Below are 18,607 nucleotides of genomic sequence, written 5' to 3'. Positions count from 1 at the left end.
AAATTTAACTTTTAATCATTAATATTTGATACAGCATAAATGATTTCGAGTAAAAATGTTAATTTATTATTCTAAAAATTAATTAGAATAATATTTAGCAACTTCCACTGACTTACAAACTGAATCATTCATATAGACTTTTAAGGCACTATATTTATTATTTTGTTTTGTAATAATTTCCAGTTGAATAATCAGTAATAGTATGACTAATAATAACATTTTTCCTCCTAATTTTAATTTGTTCAATTCTTAAGTTTATTTTATCAAAAAAATATTATAATGTAAAATATAGGTTTTTTATATCAACCATATATTTTATTAATAGTTTTTGCTAAAAACTATAAGAAATATTGTAGTAAATAGGATTCGACTCTTTTGGCATACCTTTTGATCTTTTTAAAGGTCTTGAAAAAGTTAACGACATATTTAAATTGTTCTTATTATACTTAACTCCCGCAGCCATTCCTGCTATTTTATCCACAAAATCTAAATCTTTATCTTTAGATATTCCAAAATCCAATCCTATAAATGGAGAAAAACTTTTATTTAATAAAGTTAATGTATTATTTATATAAATACCTTTGTCTCCAGAAACAGAACTTTCTTTAAATCCTCTGACTGTATACTCACTTCCAATATCAAATTTATTTCTCGAAAGCAATCTGTCGTCTGAATAGGAAGCACCTATATTTAATTTGTAATTTGCCGCTTGATTTTTAGTTAACATAAAATTTTTATTTAAAAGAAAATCAAAATTGTATTTGTCAAATTCTTTTTTATAAGATTTTTTCACTGAATCTTTGTCATCACCAGCACCTCCGAACCACTTTAAACCACGTTCATAACCAAAAGAAGCGTACATCGCTCCATTTTCAATTTTATGAAAATAATTTATCTGTGCCAGTAAATTCGTGTATTTTTGGCTACTTACATCAACGACTAAATCTTCAAAAGAATTTTTTGTTTTATTTAATTTTATCCCAAGATCTCCGCTCCATTTAGTAGTTTGATTTCTAAAAAATGTTTTTGATAAAGTAAAATTTTGCTTCAATACTTCATTTTTACTAACATAATTTCCATTCAATCCTTCAACTAAATTCTTACTTTTAGACGCACTCATATCATATCTAAAATTGTAATATCCAAATGGAATATTATATGACAAAAAATACACATCTTCTCTATTATCTTTGCTTTTCTTAGTTAATCTTTTATAAAATCCCAAATTTAATACATCACTTAAACCTAGTAAATTATCTCTTGAAAGTTGTATTCCCAATTGTTCACGTCCATAATCCTTATATTGACCATTATTTAAAAACACATATCCGCCAATCTGCTTTTCTCTTTTTTTATTCACAAGCAATGTTGAATACCCTTCTTTATCTGAAGCTACTATATCAACTGTTGCACTCGTTAATCCTGTATTCATATTTTCAATTACTTGATCTACATCGAATATATTTAAAACTTTCCCTTTTTTATTAGAAAATACAACATTAGAATTTGTTGCAACATATCCTTTTTTTACTTCTAAAACAAGATTCTTATTTTTAATATCAAGCGTATTTATCGTAACAATTGTCGTAATATACCCTTTTTTCAAATAATAATTCGACATTTCCTTTACTAAATTTAAAATATCTTTTTTTGTTACATTCCTATTTTTATATTTTTCCATTATATTTTTTTGGAAAGAAGAAATTTTCTTCTCTCCAATCAAACTAATTGTATTAAATACATAACTTTCTAAATTCTCATTATTTTCTATAGCACTTTCAGTTTTATTATTTTCTATTCTAGTGTTATTATCTAGTTTTTTTAACTCATTTTCAATATTTTGTTTTTTTTGAAGTTCATTGAAATTGTCTAAAACTCTATCACTATCCGATTGATTTTTAACTACTGAAAAACTATTTATTGAAATTATAGAAATCATCGAAAAAAATATTTTCTTAATTTTCATTATTTTTCTCCATTAAAAACTTTTTTTAATTTTTCTTCAGTAATAACATCTTTAATCGGTTTTGTTTCAATCGAAATTTCAGTTTTATCTTCTCTATTCGCATTTATAATTCCAACATTCGCTTTAAACGGATCTATATTTCCATTTAATTTAAAGTTTTCACCATTAGTTCCTATCGAAGTTGAAGCATTAATTCCACCTTCTATTTCAAATGTTACATCTTTTTTATTATTTTCATTTCCGTTAACTACAAGATTAGCCTTTTGATTATTTGCTTTTAATAATCCTCCTGTATTGTTAACATCACCTTTTACTACTCCATTAAAGTTATTCGAAGCCACTATTCCTGTTTGTGACTCAACATTAATTCCACCTTTTGCAGTATACGATAAGTTTCCAGAAACTGAACCATCTACTAATATTACTGTGTTAGAAGACGCTCCTACTCCTGCATCAAAATTTACTCCTAATCCTCTGCTATCTTCATATGTCTTAGTTTTCGTATTTGTAACATTAAGATTATTTGTATCTAAATTAACATTATTAGCAGTTAATTTTGCTCCATTTAAATTAGTATCTTTCTCAGTTTTTATCACTAAATTATTTGCTTCAACAACTGAATCTTTTCCACTATTATTTAATTTTGTGCTTCCTGTATATCCAGCGTTCACACCTAATCCTACTTTTGCATTAGCTCCGTCTTTAATATTAACTCCTATTTTTTCTGTTACTGTTAAACCAGCTTTTACTCCATCAGTTTCTTCAAATTTTTGTTTTTCTCCTGCTGAAATATTCAAATTATTTTTACTATCTAACATTACATCATTTGCTTTTATGTTTGTTCCAACTAAATTTATATCGCCTTTTGTGCTTTCTAATGAAACTTTTCCACTATCTGAAGTAATCGAGTTTGTATTTTTCGATGTTTCTTTATTAATTGTATGAGTGTAATCTAAAGAAACATTTTGTTTTGAAACTACATTTAAAATATCTTTTGTAGCTAATTCTGGGAAACTTTCTGCTGTTTTTTTGATGTTTTTTGCTGTTTCTACTACTTTTTCTGCTTGTGAAATATCATTGCTTTTTATGATATCTTTAATAGTGTGTGTGTCTTTAACAATACTATTTATTTTATTTGCTGCTTCATTTGATATATCAACTGTTTGAGTTATACCAGCATTAAAGTTATTTCCTTTTTTTGTTTCGCTATTTTGATATTTTGTTGTTTCAATATCGCTACCTTTTAAGATAACATCTTTTTTCCCAGCAATATCTACACCACCAATATCCAATGTTCCTTTTGAACCAATTTCAACATCATCATTTTTTGAAATTATTGTACCATTTTCCCATTTTTTAGAATCAACTTTTTCATTTGACACATTTAATTTAACTCCAACACTTCCGTTAGCAATATCACCAAGATAATCTTTATTTGGTGTCAATAAATCTTTTACGCTTGAAACTGAACTGCTTGATTCATTTGTCAACGTATTTATGCTTCCACTTGCTCCTACTCCAGCTATACCAACTTTTCCAGAAGCCACAATTCCTACAGTTACATTTGTCGTATTAGAAACTTTTTCATTAGCTACTGCCTTATTGATAATATTTCCATCTGATTTTATAACTACTTTACCATTTCCTTCTATTTTAGCTCCAGAATTTTCAATATCTCCTTTAGAAATAAATACTACATTTTCTCCCTTAATTGAACTTCCATTAGAAGTTTTTTCTTTGCTGTCTACAGAAGTATATCTTGTCGAACTTCCCATAGAAAAATCTGTTAATTTATTTACTTTTTTCTCAATACCTTCGTTCAACGTAGTTTTTCCGTCAACATCTAAAACTAAATCTTTTCCAGAATTTATAGCACTTCCTTTTACTCCTAAATTTTTAGCTGAAACATAAAGATTTTTTCCAGATATTACATTACTTGCTTCAGATGATGTAGTCGATGTTTCAGAATTTGTGTATCGAACTAATTTGTAAGTTTCTTTATCTTTTCCTCTAAAATCATCTGTTGCTTTTTCATATGAAACATTTTCTCTGTTTGAAACATTTAAATTTTCTCCCACGTTTATTACAACTGTACTATTTTTATCATTTCCTGTAACTGTACTATTTTTAATATCCATATTTTTATTAACATTTATCAATATGTTATCTCCATTTATTTGTGAATTATTTGAAACAATAGCACCTTTTGAAACAGTAGAATATCTATGGTCATTTAATGTTTTTTTGTTTCCTTCAATATGTTTTTCTTCATAAGATGAATTTAACAATTGTTGACTGTCAATTCCTAAACTTTCCGCATCAATTCTAGTATTTCCTGTAATGTCTGCTCCTTTTAATTGAACATTGTTTCCTTTTACATTTACAAGATTCCCTTCTAATGAAGTTTTTTTAGATACTTCTTGGTTCCCTTTTCCATTCGTATTTATCGCTGTTTCTAAATTAATATCTTTTTTAGCATCAACTAATACATTTTTTCCAGTCACTTTAGTTCCAAATAAATCGATATCATTTTTCGAAACAATAACTGTGTCGTCTCCTGATTTTATATTTGTATTCCCAGAAATAATTTTATTTCCATTTATTAAAATATTTTTTCCAGCTTCAATTGAATTGTTTGAATTTCCTAATGTAATTTCATTTGACATTCCTTCTGCTGTATTATTTCCAACAACAACATTTTTAGATTTTTGATTAGTTTTATTTCCTAACTCAATATTTCCACCTTGTAAAACGATGTTTTCTTTTGCTGAAATTAAAGTATTTGCATTTGTATTTAAAGTGATTTTCCCTTCTGTGTTCCATTCAGATGGATTTTTTATAGTATTTCTTGCTCTCCAATCTTCTCCTAAAACAGAATTTAAAACAAGATTTAAAGTAGGATTTTCCACTTGTTTCAATGCATCGTAATATCCACTATTTTTAGGACTTTGTGCAATAATTTTTAAAGCATCTAATAAACTACCATCATTTAAAGCATTTCTTCCATTAAAATATCCATTATTTACTAAACTTCTATGTTCCCAACGTAAATTAACTTTTATTAATGGCAACAAATCGTTAATAGCAACTTCTTTTTGTAAATCTTTAGATACTACATCTCCTTTTAACACAATATTTTTCCCAGCTTCTATTTTTCCACCGATATTTTCTATAGAACGATTTTCTCCTGTTGTATTACGATTGATTTCCACATTATTTCCAGCCACAATTTTAGCTTCTTTTACTGTCAATTTATCCAAATCTTCTATATTTACATCATTTATATTTACTGAATGATCATAATAAATAATTCCTCTTCGTCTATGTAATTTTGTGTCTCCTTCTTTTGTTGTTACTTTTTCACTTCCATTCAAAACACTTCTATTAACTACTTTATCAGCTTCCAATGACACATTTTTCTTAGCTTCTATTGTTCCACCAATATTTTCTAAATTTCCTTTAACAAGAATATCTATATCATTTTCTGAATAAATAGCTCCTTCGTGTTTCACTCCAGCTCCTTTTTCTGTACTAATAATATTTATATTATTTCCATACATCGAACCTAGAGAACTTCCATTAATCGCATAACTAGGGGCCTCACTGTCCACTTTCACGCTTTCAATATTCCCAGTATTCAAATCAACTTTATTTGTCCCTGTAATTATATTTATATTAGTCTTTTTATTTGAAGCATTATTAATTCCACCATTAATATTAACTGTTCTAGAAATTAATCCAAAATAATCAGAATCTGTAGTAACTCCTTTTTCTCCTATATTTAAACTACTATTCAATGATTTAGAAGTATCTAATACTAAATTTCCTCCTTCTAAATTCACTCGACCTGTACTTAAGTTTAAAGCACCTGTGTTTATAAAGTTTGCACCATTTACATTGATTCCATTTTCATTTGCAATTATTAAATCAGATTTTGCTCCAAATACTTCAATTCCTCCATTTAAATTTGAAGCATTATTCCCTTTTACTTCATTTAAAATTACTTTCGCATTATTTGTTAAATTCGTATTGGCAGTAACTTTTCCACCTAAAACCGAATTTCCATCGACCTTACTATTATTTAAAATTACTCCGTTATTTTCACCTACATTAAATTCATTATATTTGTTATGAGAAAGTCCGTTGCTATTTGGATTGACAATATTTATTACATCTGTCCCATTTTCACTCAGACCTTTATTTAATCCATTTTCATTTTGAATAACAATATTATTCGCTTCTCTTGTTCTCAAATCCCTTGCAACTGCATTTTGTGAAACGATACCTATACCACCTGTTAGCAAAAAACTTATTAATGTCCCTCTTGTAAATGTTAAAGTTTTTGTTCTTTTGCTGTATGCTTTTATTTTCTTTTCAATCATTTTTAAATTATTGCTCATTTTTTCTCTCTTTCTACTAAAAAAATTAATCCAATTTATAATTTTTATCGTTTCAAACTTTTACTCATACATAAATCCCTTTTAAAAAATGTTTTGATAGGAAAAGTCCTCTTATTCGGAAGACTTATCCCTTATTATTTTGGTGCTTTATTTTTATCAAAAACTAAAAATTCCATCTCAATCCTGTTGTAATTACATTATTATTAGTTTTCTTACTATTTATTTTAGCATCGTAGTTTACATACCAAGCCATTCTTGGATTAAATTCAGTCAATGCTCCTATTCCTGCCCAAGTTTGAGATTTTTCCAATCCAATTCCTTTTACAGTAAAGTCTGTTCCTGGCAATCCTGAATAACTTGCTTTAAAGCTCAAGTCCTCATCATTAAAGGCTCTTTGGTGTGTCACATATCCTTGTAACGTTGTTTTTACTCCATTTTTCCATTTAATTCCTTGAGAAGCTCTCACTCCAACCAATCCACTTGTTTGGCTAAACGTTTTTTTGTCAGCAGTCAATCCAAATTGGCTATTTTCCTCGCTAAATGCACCACGTGTAACACTGTCATGACTTACTCCAACAAATGGTGTCAATGTAAAGTCATTTTTCTTTAAGTCATACCCTGTTTCAAGGTATCCAGATAAAACTTTATCCTTATGATTAATTTTTGCAACACTTCTATCTGTGTCAGATAAAATAATTTCTCTTTCTACATCAGAGTCTACAATTCCATATCCGATTCTTCCTTGAGCATACCAAGGATTATTTTTATTTCCGACTCTTCCATAAAGCGAAGCTCCTATTCCATCAGCTTTTGAAGTTCCTCCATGTCTGTTGAAATCAGCTTGAGCTTTAGAATAATTTATTGCAGCTCCTACGATTACATTGTCTCCTATTTTCTTATCTACTCCGACTTGTGCAGCATAAGTTTTTGTTTTTGCCTCTCCAAATCCATCTTGAGCTAATTTTCCAGTTCCATGAATTCCACTGAACCAAACTCCTCCATTTTGATTGTTTAATGTTCCTAACATCGTTAATCTATTTGTCAAATCTTTGTTTACAGTTTCAGAATTTTGGAATGTCAATGCTTGTGCTGAACCATAAATTTGTCCAGATAAACTATCTAAAGCTGCTGCTTTTGTAGAAGTCGCCAATGTATTTTGTAATACTGCTGCCTGTTTTGATAATGGTTCATTTGTAGCCTTAACAACTCCTCCATTTTCATCAATTTTCTCATCTAAAGCAGTAAATGATTTTTCTAAATTACTTGCAACATTGCTCCAAATCTCATCTTTATGATCACTAGTTTCTGCAACATATTCTTCAACATTTTTTCTGCTTAATGTCGCTTTTATTTCATTTTCTCCAACTTTTTCAACTTTTCCATTCAATAATCCACTAGTTTCAACATTAGAGAAATTACCTTTTATTCCTGTTCCAGACGTAATCGCATTAGTTTGGATTCCTTTTTTAGTTACGTATTGAGTTTCTCCATTTTTTTCTGCTGACAATTCTAATGTCGAATTATTCAAATCAACTTCTCCAGAAACTTTCATTTCTGAACCAAGAGTAGAAATTAATCTCGAATCAGCTGAAGCTACATATCCTCCATTAACAAAAGTATTTCCATTGTTAACTACTGTTCCACCATTGCTAATTCCATTTTCCAATCTTGTATTATTAGTTGCCAACGTTCCGTTTCTTCCAACATTTACTTTTGAAGTATACGATTTTCCATTTATTACAACCGCTCCTTCATTCAACGTTGTATTTCCTTTAAATGTACTCGCTCCATTTAACACTAATGTTCCAGCTCCATTTTTTACAAGTCCTACATCTCCTGTAATATCATTGTCAAAACTATAAGTTCCTGCTGTTACATTCATTTTAGCATCTCCACCGTCAGCTGTTAATCTACTATCAAATGCTGCAGGCCCTTTTGTAGCCTTTTCCACATCTAATAATCCCCAACCGTAAACATCATCTACTCCTGCTTCTCCAATATCAGTTGCAGTTGATAAAATTGTTTGTTTTATTAGGTTTCCATCCATCCAAGGATATTTTTGTTTAACTAACGCTGCTGTCCCTGTAACTGCTGGTGCTGCAAATGAAGATCCTGAAGAAATCATTCTTCTACCATTAATATCAAAAACATAATCTGCCATCGCAGAAACTGTCCAGTTTTTAGAAACTCCAGCTCTCGAATATGGCTCTCTATTTTGCCAAAAAAAATCTCTCAACTGCCCACCATTTCTAGCGGCAAGTCCTACAACATTAATCCATCCTTTTTCTAAATCTTTTTCAAAGTAAGGCAATCCACCTTGTAGCGATGAATTAGCATCTCCTCTTTCGTTTCCTGCAGCCCAAATAAATAATGAACCGTCATTTTCTTTATTAATTTTATCTTTCCAAAATCTTAACACATCTTGATCCACTTGATGTCCGTAATAATTTGAAGAATATCTACGATTTGGATCATTATGAAATTCTGTTACTTGACTATCAATCCCAAAAGATTGGTTAAATATTCTAGCTCCTTGATTATACAATGAATTGTAGTGATCAGCAGTCGCTTTTATTCCACTTCTACCATTACGAGTTATCGTAACATCTGTTCCAACAATTCTCGCATTAGGTGCAATTCCATTCGCAGTATTTCCTGCAATCATTTCTGATACCTCAATACCATGTGTCGCATCACTAGGTGCATAATTGTTAGAACGAACATTTGTGAAACGATTCCCAAATTTATTTTGTAAATCTCTTTGCATTGATGGATTATTAAATCCTGAATCTAATACTCCAACAATAACTCCTGAACCATCTATTCCTTTCTCAACATTTCTCTTATTATTCGGATCATTCGAATCATATCCTCTCGTTCTGTCATTCCATCTTATTCCACCTACAGGAATATTTGGAGCAACAGGTTTATTAGGTGTTGCGATTGGATTAGTTGGTTTTATAATTATTGGACCGTCATTAATTGGTTGCGTTTCAACTGGTGGTACCACTATCGGATTTTCCACCACAGGCGGTTGTGGTTTTGGTTGCACCACTATTGGTTGTGTTGGTTCCGTCGGTTTCGGTTGCACCACTATTGGTTGTGTCGGTTCCGTCGGTTTCGGTTGTACCACTATTGGTTGTGTCGGTTCCGTTGGTTTTGGTTGTACCACTATTGGTTGCGTTGGCTCTGTTGGTTTCGGTTCTGTTACTATTGGTCGTGTTGGTTCTATTGGCTTCGGTTGTGTAACTATCGGTTGTGTTGGTCTCGTTGGAGTTCCAGTTACTATCGTTCTAACCGTCGTTTTCCCATTAATTGTCGTATAAATAGTAGTCGTCGTTACACCATTTTCGGTTTTTGTAACATATCTTGTAGATGTATAATTATTTGTAGGCGTTGTTCCAGTAATTGGTCTGTATATTGGATTGTAATAATTATTTCCTACATAATAATTTCCATAATTTGTTCTGTACCCTGAACTATAACCAGTTCTTGATGTACTTCCATATGATGAAGTTCCATAAGAATAGGTACTCCTTGATGTTGGTAACGATGAAGGCTTCAATATCTGTTCTGCTTTTGCTTGTACTGCTGAAAACATCGACATTACTGTCATCGCCTTTACTAATTTATTTTTCATTAATTCACTCCTTTTAATTATGATCTCTCGACCATAATACCTTTCCAATGTAGTTATACTATTTTATCCTCGCGCAAGAATATTTTGCTCGTCAATTCTATCAAAAGTTTTATACAAATTTCATTATCTTATATTAGAACTTTTGATAATCAAAAGTTAGAAAAAGAAGAATTTTATTTTAAAGATAACAGAAAAATATTTTAAATGTTAAAATGTAGTATTAGAGATTTGTGAATAAAGTATCTATGCTTTGTGAAAAAATGTTATTTTATAGTATCTAGCGATGTATAAGAAAAAAAAGACGATTCTAACACGAATCGTCTTAAAACTATATCTTAATTACAAACCTTGTCATATGAAATATAATCATTTTTAAATAATTCTAACAATTTATTACTTAAAACTAATTAGAAACTCCATCTTAAACCTGTTGTAAATACATTATTATTATTTTTATTACTTCTCAATTTAGCATCATAGTTTACATACCAAGCCATTCTTGGATTAAATTCAGTTAATGCTCCTACTCCTACCCAAGTTTGAGATTTTTCTAATCCAATTCCTTTTACAGTAAAGTTTGTTCCAGGTAATCCTGTATAATGTGCATCAAAACTCAAATCTTCATCATTAAATGCTCTTTGGTGTGTTACATATCCTTGTAATGTTGTTTTAGCTCCATTATTAAATCTTACTGCTTTTCCTACTCTCAATCCTACTAATCCTGAAGTTTGATCATAAGTTTTCTTATCTGCTGTCAATCCAAATTGGCTATTTGTTTCTGAGAAAGCTCCTCTTCTAACTGAATCATGACTCAATCCAACAAATGGTGTTACAACAAAGTCTCCTTCTTTATTTTTCAAGTCATACCCTGTTTCCAAGTATCCAGAAACAACTCTGTCATTGTGATTTATTTTTTGTCTAGAAACATCAGTACTACTCAAAAGAATATCTCTTTCAACATCAGTATCTACAAATCCTACTCCAATTCTTCCTTGCAAGTATAGTGGATTATTTTTATTTCCTAATCTTCCATACAATGATGTTGCAAAACTGTCAGCATCTGATTTTCCACCATATCTATCAAATTTGACATCTGCTCTAGAGTAAGCCAAAGCTGCTCCTAATATTAAATTATCTCCGAATTTTCTATCAATTCCAACTTGACCACCGTATGTATGAGTATCACCTTTTGCGTATCCATCTTGTTTCAATCTACCTTTTGAACCAATTCCAGACAACCACAATCCAAATTTTTCTTTTGAATCATCCAATGTTCCCAACATTACCAATCTATTAGTCAAATCTTTATTAATTGTTTGAGATTGTTCAAATGTTAATGCTTGTGATGATGCATAAATTTGTCCAGACAAACTATCTAGAGTTGACAATGCTGAATGTGAAGACATTGTTTGTAATTTAGCCGCTGCTTTCTTAAATTCTTTTACACTTTCATCATTATTATTTTCAACTTTTTCATCTAAATCTTTCAATGATGCTTCAAGACCTTCAGCTGTATCTTTTTGCATTTGATCTCCATCAATTTCTTTAACATACTCGTTTACATTTTTTCTGCTAACTTTTACATCAACTGAATTACCATCTTGCGTTTTTTCAGATTTCAATGCTTCTGTTGTCGTAACTGTTGGATTTCCTGTTACTTCAGTATCAGATGTAATTACATTTACTTTTTTACCTTTTGCAGTTACGTATTGTGCTTCTCCATCTTTTTCTGCCTTAATTGCTATTGTTGAATTTCCTAATTCAGCTTTTCCTTTTACATTAATTCTAGAATCTAAATCACTTTCAATTTTTGAATTATCAGTAGCTACATAGCTAGACAATGTTGTATTTCCAGTATTCGAAATTGTTCCAGAATTTGTTACATTTCCAGATACATTCGCATTTTGTGTTGATAAAGTGGCATTTTGTGCAACAGCTACAGAAGAAGATCTATATCCACCATTTATATATAAGTGTGAACCACTTGCAACAGACGTATTACCTGTAAATGTTGAATTTCCTGTTAATTTTAACGTACCATTTCCTGTTAATGTCAATCCTGCGTCTCCAGAAATATCATTTGAGAATACATAAGTTCCACCATCAGTAATATTAACTGAAACTGCATCTCCTAAAGCTAATCTCTTATCAAACAATGCTGGTCCATTCAACGCTTTATCAATATTTAAAAGTCCCCAACCATAAACATCATCTACACCTGGATCTCCAATATCAGTTGCTGTAGATAAAATTGTTTGTCTTAATAAACTTCCATCCATAAATGGATATTTTTGTTTAATTAATGCTGCTGTCCCTGATACTGTTGCTGTTGCATTCGAACTTCCAAAAGTAACTACATTTGTACCACCTATTGTTGTTGTATAATCAGCAATTGCTGATACTGTCCAGTTTTTAGCTGCTCCTGCATGAGAATATGGTTGTAAATTATTCCATGACAAGTTCATATTTCCCTTATTCGCATCAGTTCCCTTTTGAGTTAATCCTACTACATTCAACCAACCTTGTTGTAATGAAGGTTCCCAATGTGGCAATGTTCCTTGCAATGTTGAATAAGTTTGTGACGAATTATTTCCAGCAGCCCATACTAATAATGAACCATTATTTACTGCTTTTTTATAAAAGTCCAATATATCTGTTCCAACTGCATATCCAAAATAATTTGAAGATGTTGTGTCTGTAGTAAATCCAGCCAATGATCCTTCACTTCCGAATGATTGATTGTAAATTCTTACACCTTTATTGTACAATGTTTCGTACATTGCAGCTGTTGGATTAATTGACGATGAAGAACCACTTACTACTGTCGCATCTGCTGCTACGATCGAAACACCTTTTGCTACTCCTGAAGTTGTTCCTCCAACTAATTTTGCGATTATAACCCCATGGTTATCTGTTGGTAAAGTTGTATTTGTTGTATTAACATTTTCATATCTAGTTCCTAATTCACTTGTTAAATCACCAGAATATGCTGAATTATTAAATCCTGTATCGATTATTCCTACTTTTACCCCACTACCATTATATGCTGTATTTGTGTGGTTATGAGGATTTGAAGCGTTGTATCCTGTACTACCATTCCATTGTATGTTTCCACTTGAATTGAATGCCGCGTTTACTCCTCCGTTTATCGAAGTTGCATAAGTTGGTTCTTCTTTTTTTGTAACTGTTGGATTTGTTGGAGTAGGGGTAGGGGTATTTGTTGTAGAACCTCCTCCACCTCCACCGCCACCACAACTAACTAAAAGAGCGGCTAATCCTATTAGACATAGTCCTTTTTTATTGTTCATAATAACTCTCTCTCCTTTTTTATACAAAATATAATCGAATATGCTTATAAATTCAAATATTAATTTTTTGTTGTCCAGCAAGAAAGTTACAGTAAAATCCTCAATTTAATATTTCTTAATTTTTTCACACAATATTATATTTTTATTTTAGTCTCACCTTTTCATCTTAATATTACTACTTTTTTAAATAAAAATCAATACTATTTTTTAGTTTTGTTTATAATTTTATTTATTTTTATTTTGAAACTCAATTCTCTCTATTTTTCTATCTTTTTTACCATTAATTACTAAAAATTATTTCGTATTACAAGCTCCAATAAATCTATCAAAAATCTTTTTCATATCTTCATTTCCACGAGTAGACATCATTTCAGGGTGCCATTGAACTCCATAAAAAAATGGATGATTTTTATTTTGAAATGCTTCAACAACTCCATCAGACGCTTTTGCAATCGGTGTTAACCCTTTTCCCATATCTTTAATCATTTGATGATGAAACGAATTTACTCTTGCTTTTTCTCCAAAAATTTCATACAAAATATTATCCTTTTCCAAAATATCGATATTATGAGTTGGCAATTGCTGTAACCAAGTTTGTCTATGTTGAATTTTTGTGTCAATGTACGAGATATCTTGGTAAAGTGTTCCACCGTAATAAACATTCGCCAACTGTAATCCACGACAAATACCTAAAATCGGTTTCTCAGTCTTCAAAAACTCCTCTAAAATCGCCAATTCAAACGCATCTCTCTCAGGCGTAATACTCCCAACATTCTGCAAACAATCCTCACCATAAAGCACTGGATCTGGATCTCCTCCTCCTGCTAACAACAATCCATCCAAATGCTGAATCTGCTCTCTAATAACTTCCAAATTTTCATGAACTGGCAACACAAACGGAATTCCTCCCGATTCCATTACCGCTTTACTATAATCCATCGAAACACTTGTTAAGTAAGAATTTTGTCTTTCTGGATTATTTTCGTAAGATGATGTTATTCCTATTACTGGTTTTCTCATTTTTTTCTTCCCTTCTGTAAATTAAATCAAAATTATTATTTTCTATTTTTTTAACAATATACTCTTTTCTATTATTCAAAACTTTCAAATAAAACTTCAAGCAAATAAATTCAATTACATTCTCAATCATTCTATTTTCCTATTATTTATCTGCTCTCAATTTTTTGTAAAACTCAACAAAATTTCCATATGTTACCATATCAATTTCCTTTTGCGAATACCCTCTATTTTTCAAGGCTTTTGCAATATTTTTTATTTCAGTAACATCTTTTACACCTAAAAGTCCTTCTGGATCCTCTCCCTCAGGCGTATAATATTCACCCAAATCAAGTCCAAATCCGATCTTATCCAACCCAATTCGTTCCGCAACATATTCCATGTGATTTAACAATGTTTCAAGATTTTTTTCTTCAGGATTTTGACTCACAAAACCGTGATAACTATTCATTCCAACCATTCCACCACGCTCTTTTATAACAGCTAATTGATCGTCAGTTAAATTTCTCATCGCAGGACAAAGAACTCTTGAATTTGAATGTGTCGCTACAAATGGTTTTTTCGCATGTTTTGCCACATCCCAAAATGTTTTATCATTAGCATGTGAAAGATCCAACACAATTCCCAATTCCTCAATAATTTTAACCGCTTCAATCCCTAAGTCAGTCAATCCACGATTTGGATCTCCTTTTTGCCCAGTTGCAAAAGCATTTGTCTCATTCCAAGTCAATCCAATATGCCGAACGCCCAACTGCTCCAACAAATAAATATAATCCAATTTATCACCAATCCCAGGTAATCCTTCAATCCCAAGCATAACCGCAAACTTATTTAATTCCCTAGCTTTCTCAAAATCATCAGCCTCTTTAATTATATGAATAATGTCCCTTGCTCGATGAACTTCTTCCGTCATAATTCTCAAATTTTTAAAAAAATCCTCTTCTGGCGTCTGTGTCTTCATCGCATTTTGATAAATCACAAAAATTCCACCAGTAAGTCCACCTTCCTCAAATTTTTCTTTATATTTATTTCTAATTACATCTTTATTCCCTTTTTCATATTGCCAAAGTGTATCAGTCCACACATCAGCGTGCATATCAAAAAACATTCTTTTCTCCTCTCTCTTAATTTATTTATTCATCACAAAAAGAATCAAGAAAACTCTCTAAAGTCCTCTATTTCTCAAATGAAATTTCTTTAGTCTTCACATTAATTTTACAAGTCGCTCCTAAAGGAACTGTTGCCAAAAATGGTTTCGCATGACCACTTTCAAAATTGTAAATTACTGGCTTGTCATAATCTTTGAAAAAATCTTTTAACATTTCCATCACACCATAATTTTCATCATATTTATTTCCACAATCAGCAAAATTCCCAAAAATTATCGCTTTACACTCATTAAGTTTTCCACAATTCTTCAAATGAGTCAACATTCTATGAATCGAACCAACTGGCTCTTCCACATCCTCTAAAAACAAAATTTTATCTTTTACATCAATTTCATACCAAGTTCCTAATGTTGTAGCAATTATCGCTAAATTTCCACCTGTTATAATCCCTTCAACTTCATCAAAATTATTATTTCCAGTTTCCAAAACAGAAATTTCGATATAATCTGGATTTTTGTGAATCCATTTTTCATTTTCCAATGCTTTCAAAAACGAATTTTTCGTATAATCATTAAAATTCTCAAACATATTTGATTTCACCATAGGCCCATGATATGTACCCAAATCACACTTCTGATTAAAAACAACATGCAAATTAGTAACATCACTATATCCAACAAAAACTTTCGGATTATTTCTTATCAACTCATAATCAATTTTATCCAACATAAGCGACGCACTATATCCTCCTTTCGCACAAATTATCCCCTTTATATCCTCTCTCGAAAAAGCCTCGTGCAAGTCAGCCACCCTAATTTCGGGACTTCCAGCCATATATCCACCATAACTCTCCCTCAAACTATTTCCAAAAACAGGATTAAAACCCAAATCTTTTATCGCCTTCTCACACTTCTCCAAATCCTCTGGAAAAATCGGTGACGACGGACAAAACACAAATACATTGTCCCCTTTTTTCAACGCTTCAGGAAATTTCATTTTACCACAAATTCCTTTCTATATAATCTTAATTTTTTTATTTTTTAGCAATTTTTATAATTTTATCATATTATTATGTTTTTTTTAAGACTTAATGTACTAGAAATTTTAAAAAGAAAATATAATGCTAAGTCTTTTTTGTTTCTTTTTACAACAACAAAAATAAAAAGAAATTTCTAATAATTTTTTAAAAATAGTATTTATTATTTTCAATTTTTAGTGTATAATATAAGTCGAAAAATTAATAAAGGAGTTATTATTTAAATGAAAATAGAAAATTTAGAGAAAAATACTTATGATGAAATGGTTTATAAATCTAATCCTTTTAGCTACTCAAGTCCACTTACTTTAGAGGCTTGTGGTACACTTTTTGGTTTGGAACCTGCGAGTTCTACAAAAAATTCTAGAATCTTAGAATTAGGATGTTCTTTTGGTGGAAACATTATTACTCAAGCATTGTATTATCCTGACAATTACTATGTTGGAGTGGATTTAACTGAAGAACAAATAAATACTGGAAAAAAAATGATTGAAAAAATGGGATTGAAAAATATCGAATTACATCAAAAAGATATTATGGAAATTGACGAAAGTTTTGGAAAATTTGATTACATTATTACTCACGGAGTTTTTTCATGGATTCCAGATGCTGTAAAAGATAAAATGATATCAATTTGCAACACTAACCTAAATGAAAATGGATTAGCATACATTTCTTACAATACTCTTCCTGGTTGGAAAGAAGGACAAAAAATTAGAGATATGATGCTTTATGTAAACAAATATTTTAAAGATGAAAGTTTACAAACTAAAACTGAAAGAGGAAAAGTTTTCTTAGAAATTATGATTGAACAAATGAAACTTTATACAGATATTTCTGAGAAGAAAAAAGAATTTATTGCACTTATGGAAAAAGTTTTAAAAATGCAAAACTATTACGTCGGACACGAATACTTAGAAGCAATTAACGATCCAATGTATTTTTCTGAATTTGCAGAAATGCTTGAAAAGAAAGGGTTAATACATGTTTCTGACATTAACTTGAGATTATCTTTCGCAAGTATTTACAAAAAAGAAACTAAAGATAGAATCGAACAATTATCGGGTGGAAACCATATTATTAAAGAACAATGTATCGACTTCATTTTAGATACTCAATTTAGAAAATCTTTAATTTGTAAAAAAAGTCAAGCTGAAAAATTGAATTTTACAGAATCTATTAACAATGAAATTTTTGATAAATTCTACTACATCCCTGAATATTCTGAACAAGAAATCAACAATTTTCCAGAAGTTTCAGAATTAACAAAAAAATTATTGGAAGAAAAAAATATTTTCCAAGTATCAGTTGTTAAAGATTTCTACAAAGAAAAAGGACTTTCAGATGAAGAAATTGAAGAAAAATTAAAAAAATTCAGAGCATTCTTATTAGTAAATATGATTGATGGAAAAGTATCTTACTACTGCTCTAACTTTGAAAAAGTAAAATTTGAAGAAAACAAAGTTTACGTTCCAGAAAAATTCATTAAATATCTTGATACAATCGTTGACGAAAGCAACACATTTATTGGTGCTTCTAATTACAGAAACCAACTTATTAATGGCTTAAACGCAATCGATGTTATCGTGATAAAAGCATTGAAAGAACCAACTACTAAAAAGAATCTTTTAAAAGCATTGAAAGATGTACCTATTTACAGACACACTGATGAAGGAAGTTTTGAAGTGCCAGCTGAAGAATATCTTGAAGAAGCACTTAAAAAATTTGAAAATTTACATTATTTTGTAAAAAAATAGGAATAATTGATACTATATAAATTATAATGTTATACAACAATTTATTGAATTGTATAATAAATTGTAATAAATTCAAAATATTTCATTATATAATTTATTAAATACATAAGTTTTATATATCATTGTATTTAAAACTTATATACGAAACATATTGATTTTTTATAAAAAATTTGTTATTATAAATACATAGAAAAAATAACATAAAAAATTAAAGTGAAAAAAATAAAATTTATAAAAATGAAATGTGAGGAGGAAGTATTATGAAATTAGTTACTAGGATAAGGGACAACAGAAGAATAACAATTTATTTTTTGCAATCCTTTATTATTGCTAATTTTTAATATTTCTTTTGAATAGATAAATGAAGTCAATAA

9 protein-coding genes are annotated in these 18,607 nt (G+C 30.0%); 1 reads left to right on the top strand and 8 read right to left on the bottom strand.

Translation table 11 applies throughout. From position 1 onward, the window contains the following. Positions 1-331 precede the first annotated feature (331 nt). The 8 genes from J4863_RS01690 to J4863_RS01655 all read right to left on the bottom strand — a co-directional run bounded on the left by J4863_RS01690 (position 332) and on the right by J4863_RS01655 (position 16,436). On the bottom strand, positions 332-1,966 hold the full coding sequence (locus J4863_RS01690) for a ShlB/FhaC/HecB family hemolysin secretion/activation protein (protein WP_211618770.1): 1,635 nt from the start codon (positions 1,964-1,966) through the stop codon (positions 332-334). Beyond that, entirely contained in the window at positions 1,966-6,366 is a 4,401-nt protein-coding gene (locus tag J4863_RS01685; RefSeq protein WP_211618769.1) for a hemagglutinin repeat-containing protein, read from the bottom strand. The genes J4863_RS01690 and J4863_RS01685 overlap by 1 nt, the downstream gene beginning before the upstream one ends. A gap of 163 nt (positions 6,367-6,529) precedes the next feature. Further along, positions 6,530-10,006, bottom strand: a complete 3,477-nt coding sequence (locus tag J4863_RS01680) for an autotransporter domain-containing protein (RefSeq protein WP_211618768.1) — start codon at positions 10,004-10,006, stop codon at positions 6,530-6,532. A gap of 407 nt (positions 10,007-10,413) precedes the next feature. Further along, entirely contained in the window at positions 10,414-13,314 is a 2,901-nt protein-coding gene (locus tag J4863_RS01675) for an autotransporter domain-containing protein (RefSeq protein WP_211618767.1), read from the bottom strand. Between the two features lie 294 nt (positions 13,315-13,608). Next, positions 13,609-14,334, bottom strand: a complete 726-nt coding sequence (locus J4863_RS01670) for a gamma-glutamyl-gamma-aminobutyrate hydrolase family protein (RefSeq protein WP_211618766.1) — start codon at positions 14,332-14,334, stop codon at positions 13,609-13,611. Further along, positions 14,291-14,464, bottom strand: a complete 174-nt coding sequence (locus tag J4863_RS01665) for a hypothetical protein (protein ID WP_211618765.1) — start codon at positions 14,462-14,464, stop codon at positions 14,291-14,293. Before J4863_RS01665 ends, J4863_RS01670 begins: the two co-directional genes overlap by 44 nt. Before the next feature lie 12 nt (positions 14,465-14,476). Next, positions 14,477-15,439: a dipeptidase gene (locus J4863_RS01660; RefSeq protein ID WP_211618764.1), complete on the bottom strand. Its 963-nt coding sequence runs from the start codon at positions 15,437-15,439 to the stop codon at positions 14,477-14,479. A gap of 67 nt (positions 15,440-15,506) precedes the next feature. Then, positions 15,507-16,436, bottom strand: a complete 930-nt coding sequence (locus J4863_RS01655) for an LD-carboxypeptidase (protein WP_211618763.1) — start codon at positions 16,434-16,436, stop codon at positions 15,507-15,509. Positions 16,437-16,700: 264 nt separating this feature from the next. On the opposite strand from J4863_RS01655, the gene J4863_RS01650 reads away from it, so the two are divergent. After that, on the top strand, positions 16,701-18,233 hold the full coding sequence (locus J4863_RS01650; RefSeq protein ID WP_249111542.1) for a class I SAM-dependent methyltransferase: 1,533 nt from the start codon (positions 16,701-16,703) through the stop codon (positions 18,231-18,233). Positions 18,234-18,607 lie beyond the last annotated feature (374 nt).

The sequence above is a fragment of the Leptotrichia sp. oral taxon 221 genome (assembly GCF_018128245.1).
GTDB lineage: Bacteria > Fusobacteriota > Fusobacteriia > Fusobacteriales > Leptotrichiaceae > JABCPH02.
The sequence above is the reverse complement of the archived record's forward strand: the minus strand, read 5'-3'. Positions and strand labels throughout refer to the sequence as shown.